Origin of the sequence: Streptococcus sp. 2018037 (genome assembly GCF_019754195.1) — a bacterium.
GTDB classification, from domain to species: Bacteria; Bacillota; Bacilli; order Lactobacillales; family Streptococcaceae; genus Streptococcus; species Streptococcus hashimotonensis.
The window spans coordinates 133,257-153,798 of the sequence record NZ_JAIJZQ010000001.1 but is presented as its reverse complement, the minus strand read 5'-3'; the positions used below and the strand labels follow the sequence as shown (position 1 = coordinate 153,798).

Sequence of the window (20,542 nt, the reverse complement as noted above, 5' to 3'; positions counted from 1 at the left end):
ATTATGAACATCGGTATTGATAAAATCGGATTTGCGGCGCCCGATTATGTTTTAGATTTGGCTGATTTAGCCCAAGCCCGCAATGTGGACCCAAATAAATTTAAGATTGGTCTTCTTCAGTCTGAAATGGCTGTAGCTCCTATCACTCAAGATATTATCAGTCTTGGGGCAAAGGCTGCCGAAGCCATTCTGACAGAAGAAGATAAACACACCATTGACATGGTTATTGTCGGCACAGAATCTAGCGTAGATCAAAGTAAGGCTGCTGCCGTCACCATTCATGGATTACTCGGTATTCAGCCCTTCGCTCGCTCCATCGAGATGAAGGAGGCCTGTTACGGTGCAACGGCTGGACTAAGTCTTGCCAAAAGCCATATCGCTCAATTCCCAGAATCAAAAGTCCTAGTCATTGCTAGTGATATTGCAAAGTATGGAGTCGCTTCTGGCGGTGAACCTACTCAAGGTGCTGGTGCAGTTGCCATGTTGGTAACCGCAAACCCACGAATTTTGGTCCTCAACAATGATAATGTCTGCCAGACACGTGACATCTACGACTTCTGGCGTCCTAACTACGACAAATATCCACGTGTTGATGGTAAATTTTCAACTGAACAGTACACCGATTGCTTGACGACAACTTTCGGCTACTATCAACAAAAAACAGGCAAAACCCTCAACGATTTTGCTGCCATGTGCTTACACATTCCTTTCTCCAAACAAGGTCTTAAAGGATTGCAGGCTATCACTCAGGACGAAGAAACATTGGAACGTTTGACAGAGCGTTTCCAAGAAGCAATCGTCTATAATAAGGTTGTCGGCAACATCTACACTGGCTCTATCTTCCTCTCCCTCCTTTCCCTTTTGGAAAATAGCAGAGCTTTAGAGACAGGGGATCAAATCCTCTTTTATAGCTATGGTAGCGGCGCTGTCTGTGAAATTTTCAGCGGTCAACTCGTTGAAGGTTATCGCGACCACTTACAAGAAAATCGTTTAGAACAACTCAATCAGCGTACAAAACTCAGCGTTAAGGAATACGAACAAGTCTTCTTTGAAGAAATTATCCTTGATGAAACTGGTTCATCCCTTGACCTACCAGAAGACCAAACTCCCTTTGCCCTTATCAAAGTGGACAATCACAAACGTATCTATCGTAAATATCGTCGAATGAATTAGCTTTCAGACAAGGAACTGAGGTGCAGATAGCTAGAACAGCCTAAAGGCTGTTCTAGGTTGGAAATAAGACTTGATAAACAAGTCACTTTCGTAGAGTACGGCAAGCCGAAAGTGACGATGTATCAAAGCTAATTCAAATGACTATCAAAGCCAAAACGGCGCCCTTTGGCTCTCACCAAGGGGCGCTTTCCTATAGAAAGAGGAAACTATGTCAACTTTTTCCGGATTTTATAAAAAATCACGCCAAGAGCGCATTGATATTCTCCGTCAGAATCGTTCCCTATCCGAAGATAGCTTGGACATTCTTTACAAAGACGAAAACTTGCCAGAAGCAATTGCGGGAAAGATGGCAGAAAATCATCTAGGAACATTTTCCTTACCTTTTTCTGTACTTCCTGAACTGCTCGTGGATGGACAGACTCATTCAGTACCCATGGTCACTGAGGAACCTTCTGTGGTTGCAGCTGCATCATTCGGAGCCAATATCATCGCTAAATCAGGCGGTATTACAACGACTATTCACAACCGTATCATGATTGGACAAGTTGCTCTCTACGCTATTTCGGACCATAGCAGAGCGACACAGGCGATTCTTGACCATAAGGAGAGTATTTTAGAAACTGCCAATCAAGCACACCCTTCCATTGTTAAACGAGGGGGCGGTGCAAGAGAATTGACTGTTGAGAGTAAGGATGAGTTTTTGATTGTCTATCTTCAGGTTGATGTTCAAGAAGCCATGGGAGCCAATATCCTCAATAACATGTTAGAAGCGATTAAGGATGACTTAGAAGAGCTCAGCAAGGGACAGGCTTTGATGGGAATCCTCTCCAACTATGCAACGGAGGCACTGGTCACCGCCCAATGTCATATAGCCATCTCTAGCCTGGCTACCAGCTCTGCCATTGCCCAAGAAACTGCTCAAAAAATAGCCCTGGCAAGCAAACTGGCGCAAGTGGACCCTTATCGTGCTGCGACACATAACAAAGGGATTTTTAATGGTATAGATGCTGTCGTTATCGCTACAGGAAACGACTGGCGGGCATTCGAAGCCGGGGCCCATGCTTATGCCAGCCGTGATGGACAATACAAGGGGCTTTCTACTTGGTCCATTGATGGCGAGCACTTGGTCGGCTCAATCACTTTACCCCTCCCAATTGCTTCTGTCGGTGGCTCGATTGGGCTCAATCCAAAGGTAGCCGTCGCTTTTGACCTTCTCCAACAACCAAAGGCACGCCAATTAGCTTCTATCATCGCTTCTGTCGGCCTCTGTCAGAACTTTGCCGCCCTGCGTGCTCTTGTTACTTCAGGGATTCAGGCTGGTCATATGAAGCTCCACGCAAAATCCCTAGCGCTACTTGCTGGTGCCGAGGAGCATGAAGTAGACCAACTAGCCCAACTCCTGCGAAAAGAAAAGCACAGCAACCTAGAAACTGCTCAAAAACTTTTGGAAAAAATGAGAGATTAAAAAAAGAGGGACCTCCCTCTTTTTTTAATCAATTATTTTCTCCATACGAACCACTTGTGGTTTCATACCTAAGCGCTCATAGAATCGAACAGCTCCTGTATTATCTGCCCAAACATTCAAGGTAAGGTTGTGGCAACCATGCTCCTTAGCGTAAGAAAGAGCAAATTCATACAGTTGCTCACCAATTTTTTGACCACGGACAGAGCTGGCTACACACAAATCATCAATGAATAAGGTCTTGATTGTTTCTAAAACATCACCGCTTGTAGTCCTAAACTCACAAAATAGATGCCCTACAACTTGTCCCTCTAGCTCAAAGACAAAAATAGGCTTATCTGGATTTTCCAAAAGTTCTACTAATTCATCCTCAGAAAATTTTTGACCTGCACTTTTAAAAATATCTGGTCGTGCCTGGTGATGCACCTGTAAAATATCTTGTAATAATTCATTTAAAACTGGAATATCAGATGGTCTAGCTTTACGGATTGTCATAAAAAAAACTCCCCTTTTTATTTTTTCTATTATAGCACATGTTTATTTTTTAACAAAATAGGTCTGCAGACCGATGAAGAATCTGAAAATTCGTATATACTATAAGTGTATCCTAAAATTTTTCATAAATCTCCTAAAAAATCAGCTGGCCAAGGCTGGTTTTTTTGTTGTCTTAAAACGAGAATGTGTACTGTAGAAAACTACTAATACTCTTCGAAAATCAAAATTATCCGTTGTCAAGAGCCTTGATGAGTGAAAAGCTCCAGTGGAGGTTTTCAGCCTGTTACCTTGAAATAAGAAAGTAACAGAGTTCTATCTTCGGCTTCGTTTCCTAGGCTACTTTTGATTTTCATTGAGTATAAAGCTTCTCCCTCTTTGACGCAAAATGTTTTTGCTTCATTTCCAACCTCCCAGAGTCACTTCCCTGACTCTTTGACGCAAAATGCTTTTGCTTCATTTCTAACCTCCCAGAGTCACTTCCCTGACTCTGGGAGCCCCAAAACACAGAAAAAAGCCTACTGCACAACGTAGAAACGTTGATACAATAGGCTTTTTCACGTTAAATTATTTTACAGCGTCTTTAAGAGCTTTACCAGCTTTGAATGCTGGAACTTTTGAAGCTGCGATTTCGATTTCTTTACCAGTTTGTGGGTTGCGACCTTTACGTGCTGAACGCTCACGAACTTCAAAGTTACCGAAACCGATCAATTGTACTTTTTCACCAGCTGCAAGGTAGTCTGCTACTGCTCCGAATACTGCATCAACAGCTGCTGCTGAGTCTTTTTTAGTCAATGAAGTTGCTTCTGCAACTTTTGCAATCAAATCTTGTTTATTAGCCATTTGCTAAGTCCTCCAATAATTTTCTGAGTTATTACTCACTTCTATATAGTACCGAATTTTAGGCGTTTGGTCAAGTTTTTAATGCTATTTTACTGTCTTTTTCTGTAGATATCAACAATGAATTGGTCGTTGTACAAATCAATCGTATTCGCCTTTCCATACAGATCAAATTTGTTTTTCAGTTCTGTCAGTTGAACCTGTACTTGCGCTTGTTCAGAGTCTATTTTTACAAAGGCAGGTAGTTTATAATTTTTTTGTAAATAGGCTAATACCTCTGCTTTCGGCAAGGATAAACTTCCAGCTGATATTTCTGTTATCCGTAACAAAATACTGCCATCTTCCATTTTGCTAGGTTGAAAATAAATATAGAGTGGGATAGTCACACCAAAAATCTGATAGCTGCCTTCAAAAACAACTTGCTGACTCGTTACGAATAATTGATAGGAAAACTCTTCCGTCTGATAATCTTTTAGATAGTTAGTGAGGGTTTGGTTGAGCTGTTCCCTATTAGTGGAGAAGGTCCCAACCTTGGTATCTTCTGTACTAATCGGAACGAGCTTTGTTAAATCCTCTCTATCTATTTGAATCCGTGTATAGAGGACTATTCCGCAACCAATCAACAAAGCCAACTGGGCTAAAAATAGCCATTTCCAAATATTAAGGTTCCCAGCTTTCCGTGGTCTCATTCATTCTCTCCAATATCGCTTTTTTCATAATCTCATATCCAGTATTATTGGGATGGAAACTGTCTTCCTCATACAGTAAATTATTGGTAACTTGGCTACCATTTTGACTAATACCAGCCTCCCCTTCCAATCCTTTATAGAGCAAATCATTGATCGGAACAAAATAGACATGTTGATATTTTTCAGTTATCTGTTCTGTCATAGCATTCCAATTATCAACAATTGTCTGCATTTCTGTCAATTCAGGAAAATTGAGGTAGAGTGGATTGTAAATCCCGACAACATAGATGGGAAGATTTGGATTATTCTTACGCGCTGTCTTAATAATTGTATCCAATCGTTTTCCGTAATCTTTTGCGGGCTTATCAAAAGTTGAAACTTTGAGATTGGCAATGTTTTTAATAATAGCCTTGCGCAAATCGTTGCCACCAACTGTCAGAGTTAACAGATCTGCTGTTTTTAAGTAGCTTATCAGCTCTCCATCTTCCTTCATTCGCTTAAGAATCTGATTACTGGTATTTCCAGAAACTCCGAAATTTTTATAATCTACTTCATAACCATAATCGTTAGTTAGAGATTGAGCCAACAAGGGAACAAAGCCCCCCTGTCCAGTTGTATCTCCAACACCTTCTGTCAAAGAATCACCAAGTGCCACATATCGAAAACTGATTTTTTCTGATACGGTAAGCTCTTGTCTGGAGATACGAGATGAGGCAACAGGAATGAGTTGATGAAATAGAAAAATCGACCCTAGAATTGCCAGAAAAAAGAAAACAAAGCCTTGAATCAACTTCCTGTTATTCATAACGAATCAAAATAGCCCAGGCATCCTCACCGGTATGAGTTTGAATAATGGAGCCTGTCTCCAAGACAGAAATTTCTTTTGAGACGTACTCTTGTAATTGACTCTTCATTTCATTTGCAAAATCAGCCGTTCCTGAATAGGAAATGCCAATCTCGGCTACTTTTTTATCTGCTAGGGTTGCCGTGAACTCTTCCAGCCATTTTTTAAAGGTCTTATTGCCTCGTCCTTTGACAATCGGAGTCAGCTGATGGTCTTTCATTTCCATGATGACACGGATATTGAGTAGGCTACTCAACATCCCTTGAACACGTCCAATACGACCACCCTTGACTAGATTTTCTAGGGTTGATACACCAATGTATAATTCCGTTTTTTCTCTGACTGCTTCAATAGCTGCAAGGATCTCTTCTTTGCTGGCACCTGCTTGTGCCATGCGTGCTGCTTCTACAACTTGGAATTTTTCAGCCTGATCTGTAAAGCTTGAATCAAGTATTGTCACATCAGCGCCAGAAAGGGTTGCACCTTGTCTAGCAGCTTCTACTGTCCCTGATAAGGCATGCGACAGGAGAACGGCAATAATCTGACTGCCGTCTTTAGCCAATTCAGCAAAAGTTTCCGCAAAGAGTCCTACTGGGGGCTGACTTGTTTTTGGCAAGTTTTTTGACCCACGCATGAGCTCCAAGAATTCTCCTTCTTTTAAATCGTTGTCAGAGTATACGACTCCGTCAACCATTACAGATAATGGGACAACTGTTATATTCAATTCTTCGACCAAACTGGGTTCGATAGTCGTACTTGAATCCGTAACAATCTTAATCTTTGACATATTTCATCCTACAATTCTCTTCAATTTTGCCATCTATTATAACAAATTTTGACCAAAAAATAAACTTTGGACATAAGCAAAAAGGCTAGTCGCCTAACCTTTTTCTACTAATTCTTTTGCTTGATTACGGGCTGCATCTGTGATTTTGTCACCGGCTAACATCTTGGCAATTTCCTCAATACGCTCTTCTTTGGTCAAGAGACGGACACGAGAAACGGTCGAATGTTCGTCGGATATTTTCTCAATAAAGAACTGATAATCTGCGATGGCAATGACCTGTGGCAAATGTGAGATAGCCAAGACCTGACCATATTGACCGATTTTGTAAATTTTCTGGGCAATTGCCTGGGCCACACGTCCAGATACCCCTGTATCCACCTCATCAAAGACAATAGAAGTTTTACCTTCTTTACGGGCAAAGGCTGACTTAATGGCCAACATCAAGCGAGACAATTCTCCTCCAGAAGCCACCTTAACCAGAGGCTTGAAGTCTTCACCTGGGTTGGTGGAGATGTAAAATTCTACCGTTTCATTTCCTTCTCGATTAAATTTTCCTTTGGTAAATCGAACTTGGAAACGAGCTTTCTCCATATACAAGTCTTGCAATTCTTGGCGGATAATATCTTCTAAAACAACTGCTAATTCATGGCGTGATTGGCTGAGCTGACCTGCTCGTTCAACCAATTCTTTCTCTAAGTTCTTAAGCTGAACTTCCAAATCATCTCCAGATAAATCATTGCCTGTCAATAGATTGTATTCTTCGCTGATTTTACTAAAATAGTCCAAAACATCATCGACAGTTCCACCATATTTCTTCGTAATGGTATTGAGCAAATCCAGACGACTTTCCAATTGCAAGAGACGATTGCCATCAAAGTCTAGATTGTCCACCACATCACTGAGACGCTTGGTCACATCTTCAACGACATAATAAGCTTCTGTCAGGCTAGAAGAGAGCTGTTTGTAGTCTGGATCAAATTCTTCCAGACTTTGCAGGTCACTCATAGCCGAGCGCAAGTTGTTCAAGCTTGAAAAATCTTCATTGTCTAATAGTGCATAGGCATTGGTCAGTGTATCTGCAATTTGTTTGTGGTTGAGCAGTTTATCGCGTTCCTGATTGAGTTGAATATCTTCGCCAGACTTCAAATCTGCTGCTTCGATTTCAGCAATTTGGTATTCCAACATCTCAATCCGCGCCTTGTGTTCCTGCTCATTTTTTTGCTTTTCAAGAACTCGTTTACGAAGACTACGATAGGCATCAAAGGTTGTCTGATAACGGTCTTTAAGACTCCAAAATTCATCTTCTCCGAAACTGTCCAAAAGACGGATATGGTGTTGGGACTTCATCAATTCTTCCTGGTCATGTTGACCATGAATATCTACTAAATATTGCCCAATCTGTTTCAAGACAGATAAATTGACCATTTGTCCATTGACACGGCTAACCGAACGGCCATTTTGTAGGATTTCACGACGGATAATGAGTTCGTCAGCTACTTCAATCCCCTGTTCAAGCAAAATCTGCTCGAGAGCTCTGCTATTTTCAAAGGAAAAAAGCCCTTCAATCTCAGCCTTGGCGGCCCCATGTCTGATAACATCTGTCGTCGCACGCGCCCCTAGCATCAGATTCATGGCATCAATGATAATGGATTTACCTGCACCTGTTTCACCAGATAGGATGGTCATCCCGTTTTCAAAATTCAGTGATACCTGCTCAATAATGGCGAAGTTTTTAATGGACACTTCTAGTAACATGGCTACCACCCTCTAACCGTCTGTTCGATTTGCGAAATAATACCTTCGTTTGTAACAATGAGCAGAATACTGTCATCATCAGCAATCACTGAAAAAACATGTTCTTGAAATTGTTCCAAAATCTGGCGTTTTACCACAGCAGAACTTCCGGGTACCAGACGGAGATTAATCATTTTATCCATCACTGAGACTTCAAAAACATTCTGCGATTTTACCTTAACAAGACCTGCCTTTGGTAAACCGTAAATATATCCCTTATCTGCTGATGGAACCTTAATAATGCCAAGTTCCTTGATATCACGTGAAACCGTTGCTTGTGTCGCATTGACACCCATTGCTTCTAGACGTTCAACAATTTCTTCCTGTGTATCAATAGGAAATCGGACTACCAAATCTTTAATGACTTCTAATCGTTCTCGTTTATTCATCCTTTTTAAATTCCTCATGTGCTTGATAGACTGTAGTTGTTATGACCTCTTTATCAATCTGGTTTGGTTGTGTTGATTTTTCTAAGTGCGCTAAAAATTCGATATTGCCATGACCGCCTTGAACAGGGGAAAAGCTAAGGGCTTTCACTGAGAAGCCTGTTTCCACGGCCATTTTTGTCACTTCTTCCAATACTTTCAAGTGAACGGATTTATCTTTGACAATGCCATTTTTCCCAATCTGTTCACGTCCAGCCTCGAATTGAGGTTTGACAAGGGCAACAACCTGGCCGCCCTCCGCTAAAATACGATGGAGTGCTGGTAAAATCAGACTCAATGAGATAAAGCTGACATCAATGGACGCAAAACTTGGTTGACCAAGTTCGAAATCTCCCAACTCAGCATAGCGGAAATTGTACTGTTCCATGCTGATCACACGCTCATCCTGACGTAATTTCCAAGCGAGTTGATTGGTCCCTACATCCACAGCGTAGACCTGCTTGGCACCAGCCTGCAACATAACATCCGTAAATCCGCCTGTCGAAGCCCCAATATCAATCGTCGTTTGACCCTCAACTGATAATTGGAAAACCTGCAAGGCTTTCTCCAATTTGAGACCACCACGGCTGACATACTTGAGTTTTTCCCCCTTGAGTTTGAGTTCAATTCCCTCATCAATCTTCTCGCCGGGTTTGTCATAACGTTCGCCATTGATGACCGACACAACCAGTCCAGCCATGACGCCACGTTTGGCCTGCTCCCGCGTCTCGAAAAGCCCCTGTTTAAAAGCTAGTACATCTACTCTTTCCTTAGCCATTGATTCGTAAACTTTCTATGATTTCTTTGATTTTTTCTGTTGAAAATGGGACTTGTTTAGCCACTTGATTTAGCTCACTGCTTGCTTGATTCAAACTATCTTCTAGAAATACTTTTGAGGCCTCCAAGCCCATCAGAGCAGGGTAGGTAGACTTCTCAGCCACTACATCTTTTTGGGGAGTTTTTCCGATTTCCTCAAAAGTGGCTGTCACATCCAAAATATCATCCCGAACTTGAAAGGCTAGACCAACTAATTGACCTGCTTGTCGCAAATGGTTGATGACCGCATTCGATTGTCCTGCAATCAAACCTGCTGCTACAAAGGGAAAGGTCAATAATTTCCCTGTCTTATTGGCATGAATGGCTTGTAATTGCTCTAAGGTCTGTTTCTGCCCTTCACCAGCCATATCCAATACTTGACCAGCAACCATTCCAAAGGTCCCAGATGCCTGGGAAAGCTCTCTCACGAGAGCAAGGATGGTCTCAGCTGGTAAATCAACTTGGGCTAGGAAACCAAATGGATCTAGAAAGAGACTGTCCCCTGCTAAAATAGCTGTTGCTTCATCGTAAACCTTGTGGTTGGTCAAGCGACCACGACGGTAATCATCATTATCCATAGCAGGCAGGTCATCGTGAATCAAACTTCCCGTATGGATCAACTCGACACATGCTGCCACTTGGTAATGAGCTTGTTTTAATTCCATCCCAAAGGACTCTAAGATGGTCAATAAAAGCAAGGGACGGATTCGTTTCCCGCCAGCCTGTAGCGAATAAAGAACCGATTGGTTGAGGCGTTCTGCTACCTGAGGTTGGTAAAAGTCTGCCATGGCTTCCTCAAGTCGCTGCAATTTACTGGCAACCATTAGTCCATCTCCGCTTCACTGCCATCCGCCTGCATGACCTTGACCAAGGTCTTTTCAGCTTCTGCTAGTGTCTTTTGTAGGTCTTTCGATAGGACCATTCCTTTTTGAAACTCAGCAAGTGCTTCTTCCAGAGCCACATCGCCTCGCTCCAATTTGGTTACGATTCCTTCTAATTCAGCTAAGTTTTCTTCAAATGTTTTCGTCTGTTTGGACATGTTTTACCTCCACATCAAGTTGACCATCCTTCATCTGGATGGTTAGGTTTTCACCCATTTGTACATTTTCTACACTATCAATCACCCGACCATCTTGACGAATCATGGCGTAGCCACGGGCCACGATGCGACTGGTATCCAGCATGGTCAAGGCCTCAATCAGCTTATCCGCCTTGGCCATCTTATTATCATAGATATTGGCCATGTTGCTCTTCAAGAGTCGTTCCTGCTGGATAATTCTCTCTTGGAAACTCTCTACTTTACGACCTGGATGCACACCTTGTAATCGTTGCTGTAGTAGAAGACTAGCCTGTTTCTGCTGGCTGTAGAGTTCTTTCATCCGTGTCTGCAATTGATTGGTCAAGCGGTCTAATTTTTGTAAATAACCATCATACAGGCGTTCAGGCTGGCGGAACATGACTGACCGGCTAATTTTTTCAAGCTGACCTCTCAGGAATTTCAAACGATTTGTCATGGCCTGATAGGCTCTATTTTCCTGCTGATTGAGGTAGCCCAGTAAGTCTGCCTTGGTCACAGGTGTGGCTAATTCTGCGGCAGCTGTTGGGGTAGCAGCTCGTTTATCTGCTACAAAATCAGCCAAGGTCGTATCGGTTTCATGCCCAACACTTGAGATAATAGGAATTCTGGATTCAAAAATTGCCCGAACCACAATTTCCTCATTGAATGCCCAAAGGTCTTCGATAGAACCACCACCACGACCAACGATGAGAACATCTAAGTCATCCCGTTCATTGGCTCTTTGAATATTGGCAACAACCTCCTGAGCAGCACCATCTCCTTGCACCTTGGTCGGATAGAGAACAATCTCTACGCCTGGAAAACGTCGGCTAACGGTTGTAATAATATCCTGAATAACAGCTCCACTCGGACTGGTAATAACACCGATTTTCTTGGTAAACCGAGGGAGGGTCTGTTTGAATTCTTCTTTAAATAAACCTTCCTGTGTCAGAGCTTGTTTGAGCTGTTCAAACTTGATAGCCAAGGCTCCAATACCATCTGGCTCAGCTTTTTCAATGACAATGGAATAAGAACCATTTGGTTCATAGAGCTGAATGCGCCCGATGACATTGATTTTCATTCCCTCTTCAAGCTCAAAGCCCAGATTCTTATAGACGCCTGCCCACATGGTCGCTTGGATGACCGCCTTGTCATCCTTGAGCGAAAAATATTGATGGCTAGGGCGTTTACGGAAGTTGGACACTTGACCTGTCAAATACACCTTTTCCAAATACGGATCGCGGTCAAACTTTAATTTTAAATACTTAGTTAGATGACTAACCGATAAATATTCAACCATGTCCACTCCTTCTATATTGTATCCCTACTATTATACCAAATTTTGCACTTTTATACAGAACTAGGCCTATTATTTCCGATAGCTTTCCTGTGTTTTTTTCAACAATTTGCTATATAATAGTTTGTAAGAATATAAGAACTTGGATTCACAGTCTAATGCGTAAAAACACTTTACTTGTGAATACGGGTTCTAAGAATCATTATACAGATTCTAAGGAGATTTATATGAAAATTGATGATTTACGAAAAAGTTCTAATATTGAGGACCGCAGGGGACAATCCAGTTCTAACTCATCTTTCTCGTCTGGTTCATCTGGCGGGAATGTCCTATTGGGACTACTCTTTTCACGACTTGGTTGGAAAGGAAAACTACTTGTTCTTGTCCTTTTATTAGCCTTCGGAGGCATGTCAAATCTTGGCGGGCTGCTTTCCCCATCAACAGGGACTAATCCTTACCAATCGAGTCAAGTCACAACGACTGGTACAGATGTATCTGATGCAGATGCTGAATTCATGAGTAAGGTTTTAGGATCGACAGAAGATTTTTGGGCCCAAGAATTTAAAGCCAATGGTTTAACCTACAATGCACCGACTATGGTTTTCTATACTAACCAGACCCAAACCGGATGTGGAGTTGGTTCCGCCCAAGCCGGTCCATTCTATTGCTCTGCTGACCGCAAGATTTATATTGATACTTCTTTCTACCAAGAATTATCTAGCAAGTATAAGGCTGCTGGTGACTTTGCCATGGCTTATGTCATCGCTCATGAAGTTGGTCACCATGTTCAAAATGAATTAGAAGTTCTTGGGGCTTACCATCAAAAACGGGCTCAACTATCCGATAAGGAAGGCAATGCGCTAAATGTTCGCCTAGAATTGCAAGCTGACTATTATGCAGGAGCCTGGGCCAAATATGTTGATGGACAAGGCATCTTGGATGCTGGTGATATTGACGAAGCTATGAATGCTGCCCATGCAGTTGGTGACGATACTCTTCAACAGGAAGCCTACGGCCGTACCGTTCCAGACAGTTTTACCCACGGTACTTCTGAGCAAAGGAAAAAATGGTTTAATCTCGGTTATACCTATGGTGACCTTGCTCACGCCGATACATTCTCCGTAGAGAAACCGTAAACATCCATAGCCTCTCGTAGCAATAAAGAAACTCTTGCAACATACACTTTTGCAAGAGTTTCTTTATAATATACAACTGACAGAAGCAAATTTATACATATGGTACCACTTTTAAATATGAAAACTGAATCATGTAAACTTACTCATCAACTCTAATTAGAGCGGTATCCTAGTTTCAAACAATATCACTATTATTATTTAGCAAACTTTAATTACTTCCAGTTATCTCTGATGCAGACTGCACAGTTCCGTTTGGAATAATCACTGTTTTCAACAAGTTATTTTCCTCGTGAATACGTCTGTATAAGATAACCATGTAGACTGGGAATAAGATGAGAAAACTATATGTTGCATGACACAATAAAGCTAAACCGATTAATTCTGGTATAATATTTAGGAAATAGTTAGGATGCTTTACAACACGAAACAACCAATGATCAACAAAACGATGATCTTTTACCAACATGAGCTTAACTGTCCAAATATCACCTAACAATCGTGTTACCCAAAATAACATTCCCATTGAAAACAGCAAGAATATCAAACCTAAGCTACTAAGCGTATCAAACTTGGTGTGTCGCACTACTGCTTCAATCAAACATGATAAATAAAATAAAATATGTACAACTGTTAATAATTTAGTATTTTGAACACCAAATTCTGAACCGCCGTTTTTCAAAATCCGTTTTTCGTTTTTAATTGAAATCTTCAAAAAATAGATTCTTACTAAAAAAATACAAATAACCAAAAAAACAATCATAAATCCCTCCTGTGTTTTAACAGATTTTATCAAACACATTCATTATACAAAGTTAGACTGTCGCCATTCTATTCCTCTCCTGTTTTTTTCCTATTTTCCATTTGAGACTACAATAAAAGAGACCTGTTTTCAAAAATGGATGAAATCATGTCTCTTTTATTGTAATTTTACCTATATCAATTCATTGCTATTCGCTGTAATTTGTGATTGCAAATGAATCATAAAACGCATAGTTTGTGTATCAGAAGCATAAAAAGTGTACGGAAAGCCGTGTTTTTCTAATATTTTCTGTACAATAAACAAACCAATCCCTGTGCCACCATCTTTCTTATCACGGCTGTAGTCTGGACGATAAAATGGACGAAAGACTTGATCCAATTCCTCGTCACTTAAAACACGTTCAACCTGATTTTCGATTATTAATTGATTTTGGCGTAGTACTACACGAATAATAGCCTCTTTACATGAGTACCGAAAGGCATTATCTAAAATATTCTTAATAGCTTTTAAGAAATAAACAGGATTTCCTTCAATGAGAATCGGTGATAGCTCTACTTCAAATTGATAGCCCTTAACCTCTGCCAAACTCTGATAACTTGTTAAAGAGGAATCAATCAACTGATCTAATCGGATTTGTTCCCTACTTTCCTTTAAAGCCATATCAAGATTTGTCGCTTCTAAAATAGAATGAACTAACTCAGATTGTTCCTGCAAGATTTCCTTGCATTTTTTTAAATATGTATCATGGTCCTTAAATGGCCCCACATTATAAATCATGCCTTCAACTAACCCCAACATACTAGCTATTGGAGTTTTTAATTCGTGTGATGTGATACGAAGGAAATCAGACTTCTCCTTCTCACGTGCCATAGCGCGTTCATTTTCCGTTCTTAATTCATCGATACTTGACAATAACTTGCTATACAGGCTGTTAATATCCTGAGCCAATGTTGTTATTTCATCAGTTCCTACAACAGCACAACTGATTCCAGACTCTAACGATTGCATTCGTCTTGTTGTTTCTGAAATTCTTGCTATTCTACGAGTGGACAGTCTACTGTAAACAAAAGCTACCGAAACTGCCAGAACAATAATCAACAGCAATATGAATGGATAAAAAGTTACCAATGTTTGACTGACATCCGATAATGAGTGGAATCCATAATTAAATAACAGATAATATGTAACTCCTTCTGCAGATGTTATCTCGGCTCCCCAAGAACCAATTTCATCAAAATCCCCATTTTCTAAATACTCGTTCTCATGCTTTTTAGCCATTTCATCATTGGGGTCTGGATAAATAATTTCTCTATCACTCGAAAAAAGACTAATAATAATATTCGGAGTTTTTCTGTCGAAATCATCAATCTCAGATATAATCTTAGCTTCTGGCATCCCATCCAATTGTTTAGCCACAGTCATATAATCGCGTCTCAATTCCTGTTTCTTAACCTGATTATAATATATAGGCATGGCATAATACAATAACCCTAACAATGTTACAGAGATGAAAGAAATCATCACAGCAACAACTAGGAAATTTTTTCTAGCAATCCCCATATCAAGTATCCTCTATTTGATAACCACGACCAACTACTGTCTTCAAAGGAAGTGACGGCAATTTCTTACGTATATTTTTGATATGATTATCTAAGACACGGCTATCCAATTCCGTATATCCCCATATTCCCATCATCAAGTTATCACGACTAACAATTTTCCCACGTCGCTTAGCTAAATATAGTAAAACTTCATATTCTTTTTTCGTCAATTGAACTTCTTCTTCTTCCATATAAACTGCTCCGCTAGTTGGTTGAATAAGAATTGTTCCTATTTCGATGGTATCTGTATCTCCTTTTCCTCTTAAAATATTCTCAATCCGTTTTACCAATATAGTTGGTGAAAAAGGCTTAACAACATAATCACTTATAATCTGATTAAAACTAATAAGCTGTGTATATTCGTCACCCATGGCTGTCAGCATCAAAATTGGAACCTGAGAAGTTTTGCGAATTTCCTTCAGTACTTCCAAACCTGTCATAGACGGAATCATGATATCTAAAACAATTAAATCGAATTGTTCTTCTTGAAACCTTTCTAAAGCAACCTTTCCATCAAAAACAGATTCTACCTGATAACCATGTTCTTTTAAAAACTCGCAAACAACTTGACTAATAACTATGTCATCCTCGACAACCAAGATCCTTGACATTTTTATACCTCCTCGTAAAGTTCTATTATAAAATATTATTATACTTCAATTATATACCGATTCGTACAATGGTGCAACTCTATCATAGATAAATAGAGCAACATGTTCTGCTATTTCAGCTTTCTTTGGACTTCTTTTGTTTAAAACAGATAAAAAACAGATAAAACCAAGGACATATATAGGTTAGTTTGATAAACTGAACTAAACAGAAATGAAAGGAGCTATCCCATTATGTGGAGTTCAAAAAAATTAACCGTATTAAAATGGTTTGATATTCTCATTCTAACAATTATTTTATTTGGAGATGGGATTATCAACTCTACTCTCCAATACATAGCCTTACAAAATCAAACTACAACTCTTCAAGAAAATTTGACATTTTCACCAATGGATAATTATAAGGCTTTGGCTCTACAGTTAGTTTGGCTCACAATAGCCATCTTCTATCTATTACTCCGAAATTTTGATTTCTCAATTTGGAAAAAACATATTTTTATTACTCCTTGGGTTCCATTACAAGCTGTTGCCTTATTCATTTTCTCTGCATTATGCTTGGATATCTATCATCTAGTATCCTATCAGTTTCTAGCTTCCAATACTCCATCCATGTTTCAACTATTTCCTAACATCGATTTATCACTGATTTTGTACTCATTGTTGAACGGATTTTATGAAGAAATTTTCTTCCTTAACCTGTGCTTACTGGTTAACCCTAAATATGCAAAATGGGCATTTTTATATTCATTAATCATTCGATGCAGTTTCCATACCTATCAAGGTTTAATTAGTGCACTCGGTTTAGGCTTAATTCTAGGAACTATTTTCTATCTACTTTATCAAAAAATAAAACCTAAAAATTTATTACCATTTTTCCTAGCACATGCTGTGGCTGATGTTATCGGTTTAACTATTCTATCATATATTCTATACTAGTTATCTAACAGATAATTTGAACACAAGCTATCCTCATATCACCAAAGACTGAGTGGACCCCTACTAGTCATGACCACCCGTGAAACGGGTGGTTTATTTTATGTAATTTAGAGAAAAGGGAGCAAAAAAACGCATAAAATCATGTTGCTAAGAACGTTGATTTTATGCGTTTTACTATATGACTTATCTCAATATTTTTATTGAAATTTATGTTTATACCCAACTATACTTCTCAGAATCCATACCAATATTTCATCTAGCCTAGTATATCTACATTCCCAGTCCAGCCTCTACAGCTATTGCGAATGGCTCGTCTTATATTCAATCTCCAAAGATTGCCTAAAACTTGGATCTGTACGGAGGGTAAAACAATTCAATCACTATTATAGGCATAATCTCTACTCTATTAACCATATGTATATACAAGTAGAAATTACACGACCAACATTTACTTCGATTCTTGCTTACGTTTTGTACGATAAAGTACCTGAGCTCCTACAAGAAGAGAGAGGGCAGTTAACGTATAGATTGGAGAATCAGCTTGTCCAGTAGATGGAAGCGAGTTTGACTTCTCGTTTGAACGATTCACACTGGATACTTTCTCCATATTTTCAGAAGGACGTGATTTCTGATTCATAGCAAGCTCTACCTGATTTGCCACCGTTTCGGCATTCACTTTATCCTTGATAGTAGAAATTGGAGCAGAGTTATCTGAATCTTTAATAGTCTTAGAAGAATCTGGGGTATCACTATTTTCTGCTTTACCAATCTCTTCAGTTGACTCTGGTTTCATTGGGCGAGACAAATCTGGGGTATCCATTACTTTTGGAATATCCAATTTTTGTGTACCTGCTGAACTGTCTGTATCTTCGATAGGCTTAGACAATTCTGGTTCAACATTATTTCCTGTTTTTTCAGTCTCTTCAGGTGAATCTGGCTTCATTGGAAGAGTGGGATTTGGAATAATAATATTGTCCGTTGCTTTCGGAATTGTTGAGTCTGATTTATTTGCTGAATCATCGGTTGAGTCTTCGATAATCTTAGGTGATTCTGGCTTCATTGGAAAAGTGGAATTTGGAATAATAATATTGTCCGTTGCTTTCGGAGTTGTTGAGTCTGGTTTATTTGCTGAATCATCGGTTGAGTCTTCGATAGGCTTAGGTGATTCTAGCTCAACATTAATTTCCGTTTTTTCGGTCTCTTCAGCTGTTTCTGGCTTCATTGGAAGAGTGGGATTTGGAATAATAATATTGTCCGTTGTTTTCGGAGTTGTTGAGTCTGGTTGCATTGGAAGAGCTGAGTCTGGAGTAATAATATTGTCCGTTGCTTTTGGAATAACCAACTCTGGTTTGTCTATACCATCATTTTCAATTGGTTTCATCGGTTGGGTTGCTTCTGGAACCTTTGGTTCTGTCTGTTTAGGTATTTCAGGTGTCACCATAGGGGTCATATTTTCTACTTTTGATATACCTGTTGGCTTATCTACTACCTTATCTGTGTCTTTTGGCTCAATAGGAACAGGAACCAAAACTTTCTTAGTTTCATGGTTAAGAGACACTTTTAGGGATGAATACACTTTCTTTCCAACTTTATCATTAATCTCATGACTAATCTCTGTACTTACAAGTTTTTGAGAATTGCTGTTTTTCTTACCTTTATATTTTAACTGATAAGTTAAAGAAATTGGTTCGTTAGTTTGATAAGCCTTGATTAAATCAGCTTTATTAAGATCCAAGGTAATCGTTTTTTTCGAGCTAGAAAACCACGATAAACCCCAAAAAGAAGTGGACGGAGTTGTAAGCTTTGCTTTTGGATGACTTAATTCTCCTATAATTTCAGCATCATTTTCTATAGTATCTACCAATGTCACTTTAGTCAGTACATCTTTAAATTTTTCTGCAACATTCTTATCAATATTTAAAAACTCGCCCTTATCCCCAGACATTTTTTTCAAGTATTCATCAAATTTATTCTTTTCTTCGCCAGCTTTGTCTTTGGTCACATCAACAGCGTAGAAATGAATCCCTTTCTCAGTAGCAATCTTTGCTTCTGCCTGAGCAGAGAGGTTATGATTGTAAAAGACATTTTTTCGACCGTAGAAAATATAATCAACGAGGGTATTTGCAAATAAATCAATTGTTTTTTCAGAGGTATTTGTCAAACCAAGCTTTTTACCGATATAACTGAGAGTATTTGTAGGCAATGCAGCCTTATCTAATTCTTTTTTTAAATTATCCTTTATTTTCTTTACAATAGCGTCTTTAAATGGTAATGGATCAAGTTTACGTTCATAAAAGCTACGGAAATGGTACCCCTCACCAATTTGTTTCTCATAATTGAATTTTTGTTCTTCTAATTTGGAGCTATCAATATCAGCTAAGTCAATATAGTCTAACGGGTTTCTGAAAAACTTTCCAATAAAGTCAGTTAAACCTGCTACAGTAGATACTCCATCTAATGCCTCATTAAACCTTGTAATTCCCAATTTATTCAAGAATTCAATCAAGCTCTTGGCATCTTTTAACAAATTTGCTCTGCGAACAGTCACATCAAATGTAAATGGCCAAGGCAATAGAGGGTTCGTATGCACCACTTTATCTTCATCAATTGTCTTATATTTAGGTTCTGTTTTCGCAGCATCCGTCAAATCATAACTAAATGTAGACTCCCCTTGTGACAGAAGTACAATATGTTTGCGTTTCCCCGAGTTCTCGCTTTCTAAAATGCGACGTGCTTCGTGGATTGCTCCCTGCATATCTACGCCCCAATTGTAATTTTGTTCAGCATCAGTGAAAAGTTTCTCAACCGTAGTTTCTACATTAGTACTGTTAACCTCTTGAGCTTCAGACAACTTGCGATTGAAACCGATTACACGCACAGAGTTACGAGAATTATAATCATTGGTTGGGACAGTCATCTTTTCGACAAGCTTTATAATGTTATCTTTAGCTGTTTTTTTAGCATCTTCATCCATTTTTTTAGATGTATCCACCAAGACAACTATTTCTGCGCCCTTGTCAATTTCTTTCGGTACAATTTGAGTTGTTACTGTGACAACTCCATCTTGCCCTACTTCTGCTGTTCGAGAAACTGTAAAAAGCTCTTTAGGAGTTTTGTCCACTGTACTAGATACTGTTTCAGTTGGTTTTTCAACCTTAGTAGAATAATCATCTACTTCTTTCTCCACATACTGAACGGCTGGTTCTTCTTTTTCTGTTGCTTTTTCTTCAGAAGCACTAGTGTTTTCAGCAACTTTCACTTCTAATTCTGAAGCGTTTTCATTCGTCAACGCCTCAGGAGAAGCAGATTCTGCATTCGATTTTGGTAAGTCTAAAGTAGAAGAGGAGTCAGCCACCTCTCCTTCCTTGTTTTCATTAGCTTGGACAACTTTAGAGTCTTCAACGACGGCAGTAGGCATAATCGGAGAAGTGCTATCTGTCTCCGCATTTTTTTCTAAAGTAGGTGTTTCTGCATATACTGTCACAGTATTTTGGGGATAGAGCGTTCCCGATAAAGCTACCCCCGCTCCTAGCGAAACAAGTCCAATTGATAGCTTCCTCAAAGTGAATTTTGGATGATTCATTATGATACCTTCTCCTTGTTCTCTATTAAATTTAGAATGTATTTTCGCCCTTCTTTAGGTATTTTCAAAAAAGGAAGTATGGATGTCAATGGTAAATAACTTTAGTATCATTTTGTTCAACAAGCGTAGAGCTTTTGGGAAAAGAATAGGCACCTTGTGTATTCATAAGGTGCCTAAGTCCTTCTGTTAACTGCTTACTTCACCTATCAAGTCAAGCAAGCATGATTACAACTCAAAGTTCC

19 protein-coding genes are annotated in these 20,542 nt (G+C 39.4%); 4 read left to right on the top strand and 15 right to left on the bottom strand.

All coding sequences use genetic code 11. From position 1 onward, the window contains the following. Positions 1-3 precede the first annotated feature (3 nt). Both K5Q29_RS00775 and K5Q29_RS00770 read left to right on the top strand, forming a co-directional pair. Positions 4-1,173, top strand: coding sequence for a hydroxymethylglutaryl-CoA synthase (locus K5Q29_RS00775; protein WP_105139547.1), 1,170 nt, complete (start codon positions 4-6; stop codon positions 1,171-1,173). Between the two features lie 208 nt (positions 1,174-1,381). Continuing rightward, on the top strand, positions 1,382-2,638 hold the full coding sequence (locus K5Q29_RS00770; protein ID WP_105139546.1) for a hydroxymethylglutaryl-CoA reductase, degradative: 1,257 nt from the start codon (positions 1,382-1,384) through the stop codon (positions 2,636-2,638). Positions 2,639-2,662: 24 nt separating this feature from the next. On the opposite strand, the gene K5Q29_RS00765 is transcribed toward K5Q29_RS00770, so the two are convergent. The 11 genes from K5Q29_RS00765 to xseA all read right to left on the bottom strand — a co-directional run bounded on the left by K5Q29_RS00765 (position 2,663) and on the right by xseA (position 11,679). Then, complete coding sequence (locus tag K5Q29_RS00765) at positions 2,663-3,130, bottom strand: GNAT family N-acetyltransferase (RefSeq protein ID WP_024396900.1); 468 nt, start codon at positions 3,128-3,130, stop codon at positions 2,663-2,665. A 564-nt stretch (positions 3,131-3,694) separates the two neighbouring features. Next, positions 3,695-3,970 (bottom strand): HU family DNA-binding protein, encoded by a 276-nt coding sequence (locus K5Q29_RS00760; protein WP_024385016.1) that lies wholly within the window; start codon positions 3,968-3,970, stop codon positions 3,695-3,697. Between the two features lie 89 nt (positions 3,971-4,059). Then, entirely contained in the window at positions 4,060-4,656 is a 597-nt protein-coding gene (locus K5Q29_RS00755) for a YpmS family protein (protein WP_105139545.1), read from the bottom strand. Further along, positions 4,628-5,461: an SGNH/GDSL hydrolase family protein gene (locus K5Q29_RS00750; RefSeq protein ID WP_024378958.1), complete on the bottom strand. Its 834-nt coding sequence runs from the start codon at positions 5,459-5,461 to the stop codon at positions 4,628-4,630. Before K5Q29_RS00750 ends, K5Q29_RS00755 begins: the two co-directional genes overlap by 29 nt. Beyond that, on the bottom strand, positions 5,454-6,287 hold the full coding sequence (locus K5Q29_RS00745) for a DegV family protein (RefSeq protein WP_105139544.1): 834 nt from the start codon (positions 6,285-6,287) through the stop codon (positions 5,454-5,456). Before K5Q29_RS00745 ends, K5Q29_RS00750 begins: the two co-directional genes overlap by 8 nt. Before the next feature lie 93 nt (positions 6,288-6,380). After that, complete coding sequence (gene recN / locus K5Q29_RS00740) at positions 6,381-8,042, bottom strand: DNA repair protein RecN (RefSeq protein ID WP_002942943.1); 1,662 nt, start codon at positions 8,040-8,042, stop codon at positions 6,381-6,383. A 2-nt stretch (positions 8,043-8,044) separates the two neighbouring features. Beyond that, positions 8,045-8,470 carry an arginine repressor gene (locus K5Q29_RS00735; protein WP_002936261.1) on the bottom strand — a complete coding sequence of 142 codons (426 nt, stop codon included), beginning with the start codon at positions 8,468-8,470 and terminating at the stop codon, positions 8,045-8,047. After that, the gene (locus K5Q29_RS00730) at positions 8,463-9,284 is read right to left on the bottom strand and encodes a TlyA family RNA methyltransferase (protein WP_044758511.1); all 822 of its coding nucleotides are present in this window, start codon (positions 9,282-9,284) and stop codon (positions 8,463-8,465) included. Before K5Q29_RS00730 ends, K5Q29_RS00735 begins: the two co-directional genes overlap by 8 nt. Beyond that, entirely contained in the window at positions 9,277-10,146 is an 870-nt protein-coding gene (locus tag K5Q29_RS00725) for a polyprenyl synthetase family protein (protein WP_105139543.1), read from the bottom strand. The genes K5Q29_RS00730 and K5Q29_RS00725 overlap by 8 nt, the downstream gene beginning before the upstream one ends. Further along, entirely contained in the window at positions 10,146-10,361 is a 216-nt protein-coding gene (locus K5Q29_RS00720; RefSeq protein WP_002936269.1) for an exodeoxyribonuclease VII small subunit, read from the bottom strand. The genes K5Q29_RS00725 and K5Q29_RS00720 overlap by 1 nt, the downstream gene beginning before the upstream one ends. After that, positions 10,336-11,679 carry an exodeoxyribonuclease VII large subunit gene (xseA, locus tag K5Q29_RS00715; protein WP_105139542.1) on the bottom strand — a complete coding sequence of 448 codons (1,344 nt, stop codon included), beginning with the start codon at positions 11,677-11,679 and terminating at the stop codon, positions 10,336-10,338. The genes K5Q29_RS00720 and xseA overlap by 26 nt, the downstream gene beginning before the upstream one ends. Before the next feature lie 224 nt (positions 11,680-11,903). Between xseA and K5Q29_RS00710 the strand changes: the two genes are divergently transcribed. After that, positions 11,904-12,812, top strand: a complete 909-nt coding sequence (locus K5Q29_RS00710; protein ID WP_105139541.1) for a neutral zinc metallopeptidase — start codon at positions 11,904-11,906, stop codon at positions 12,810-12,812. A gap of 208 nt (positions 12,813-13,020) precedes the next feature. Here K5Q29_RS00710 and K5Q29_RS00705 read toward each other — a convergent pair whose 3' ends face one another. The 3 genes from K5Q29_RS00705 to K5Q29_RS00695 all read right to left on the bottom strand — a co-directional run bounded on the left by K5Q29_RS00705 (position 13,021) and on the right by K5Q29_RS00695 (position 15,784). Then, entirely contained in the window at positions 13,021-13,572 is a 552-nt protein-coding gene (locus K5Q29_RS00705) for an isoprenylcysteine carboxyl methyltransferase family protein (RefSeq protein WP_024400287.1), read from the bottom strand. A gap of 171 nt (positions 13,573-13,743) precedes the next feature. Beyond that, positions 13,744-15,132 carry a HAMP domain-containing sensor histidine kinase gene (locus K5Q29_RS00700; RefSeq protein ID WP_105139540.1) on the bottom strand — a complete coding sequence of 463 codons (1,389 nt, stop codon included), beginning with the start codon at positions 15,130-15,132 and terminating at the stop codon, positions 13,744-13,746. A gap of 1 nt (position 15,133) precedes the next feature. Then, positions 15,134-15,784, bottom strand: a complete 651-nt coding sequence (locus K5Q29_RS00695; RefSeq protein ID WP_044679156.1) for a response regulator transcription factor — start codon at positions 15,782-15,784, stop codon at positions 15,134-15,136. Positions 15,785-16,015: 231 nt separating this feature from the next. Here K5Q29_RS00695 and K5Q29_RS00690 point away from each other — a divergent pair, with 231 nt between their 5' ends. Then, positions 16,016-16,717, top strand: a complete 702-nt coding sequence (locus K5Q29_RS00690) for a CPBP family intramembrane glutamic endopeptidase (protein WP_105139539.1) — start codon at positions 16,016-16,018, stop codon at positions 16,715-16,717. 448 nt (positions 16,718-17,165) lie between these two features. On the opposite strand, the gene K5Q29_RS00685 is transcribed toward K5Q29_RS00690, so the two are convergent. Further along, entirely contained in the window at positions 17,166-20,300 is a 3,135-nt protein-coding gene (locus K5Q29_RS00685; RefSeq protein WP_221876858.1) for a serum opacification factor, read from the bottom strand. Positions 20,301-20,542: the final 242 nt, after the last annotated feature.

Bases quoted from the DNA above. Each gene is read 5' to 3' on its own strand.
- recN (WP_002942943.1), bottom strand. From the start codon at position 8,042: ATGTTACTAGAAGTGTCCATTAAAAACTTCGCCATTATTGAGCAGGTA.
- K5Q29_RS00695 (WP_044679156.1), bottom strand. From the start codon at position 15,784: ATGTCAAGGATCTTGGTTGTCGAGGATGACATAGTTATTAGTCAAGTT.
- K5Q29_RS00750 (WP_024378958.1), bottom strand. From the start codon at position 5,461: ATGAATAACAGGAAGTTGATTCAAGGCTTTGTTTTCTTTTTTCTGGCA.
- K5Q29_RS00755 (WP_105139545.1), bottom strand. From the start codon at position 4,656: ATGAGACCACGGAAAGCTGGGAACCTTAATATTTGGAAATGGCTATTT.
- K5Q29_RS00710 (WP_105139541.1), top strand. From the start codon at position 11,904: ATGAAAATTGATGATTTACGAAAAAGTTCTAATATTGAGGACCGCAGG.
- K5Q29_RS00700 (WP_105139540.1), bottom strand. From the start codon at position 15,132: ATGGGGATTGCTAGAAAAAATTTCCTAGTTGTTGCTGTGATGATTTCT.
- K5Q29_RS00725 (WP_105139543.1), bottom strand. From the start codon at position 10,146: ATGGTTGCCAGTAAATTGCAGCGACTTGAGGAAGCCATGGCAGACTTT.
- K5Q29_RS00745 (WP_105139544.1), bottom strand. From the start codon at position 6,287: ATGTCAAAGATTAAGATTGTTACGGATTCAAGTACGACTATCGAACCC.
- K5Q29_RS00720 (WP_002936269.1), bottom strand. From the start codon at position 10,361: ATGTCCAAACAGACGAAAACATTTGAAGAAAACTTAGCTGAATTAGAA.
- K5Q29_RS00765 (WP_024396900.1), bottom strand. From the start codon at position 3,130: ATGACAATCCGTAAAGCTAGACCATCTGATATTCCAGTTTTAAATGAA.
- K5Q29_RS00735 (WP_002936261.1), bottom strand. From the start codon at position 8,470: ATGAATAAACGAGAACGATTAGAAGTCATTAAAGATTTGGTAGTCCGA.
- K5Q29_RS00690 (WP_105139539.1), top strand. From the start codon at position 16,016: ATGTGGAGTTCAAAAAAATTAACCGTATTAAAATGGTTTGATATTCTC.
- K5Q29_RS00770 (WP_105139546.1), top strand. From the start codon at position 1,382: ATGTCAACTTTTTCCGGATTTTATAAAAAATCACGCCAAGAGCGCATT.
- K5Q29_RS00760 (WP_024385016.1), bottom strand. From the start codon at position 3,970: ATGGCTAATAAACAAGATTTGATTGCAAAAGTTGCAGAAGCAACTTCA.
- K5Q29_RS00685 (WP_221876858.1), bottom strand. From the start codon at position 20,300: ATGAATCATCCAAAATTCACTTTGAGGAAGCTATCAATTGGACTTGTT.
- K5Q29_RS00730 (WP_044758511.1), bottom strand. From the start codon at position 9,284: ATGGCTAAGGAAAGAGTAGATGTACTAGCTTTTAAACAGGGGCTTTTC.
- K5Q29_RS00705 (WP_024400287.1), bottom strand. From the start codon at position 13,572: ATGATTGTTTTTTTGGTTATTTGTATTTTTTTAGTAAGAATCTATTTT.
- K5Q29_RS00775 (WP_105139547.1), top strand. From the start codon at position 4: ATGAACATCGGTATTGATAAAATCGGATTTGCGGCGCCCGATTATGTT.
- xseA (WP_105139542.1), bottom strand. From the start codon at position 11,679: ATGGTTGAATATTTATCGGTTAGTCATCTAACTAAGTATTTAAAATTA.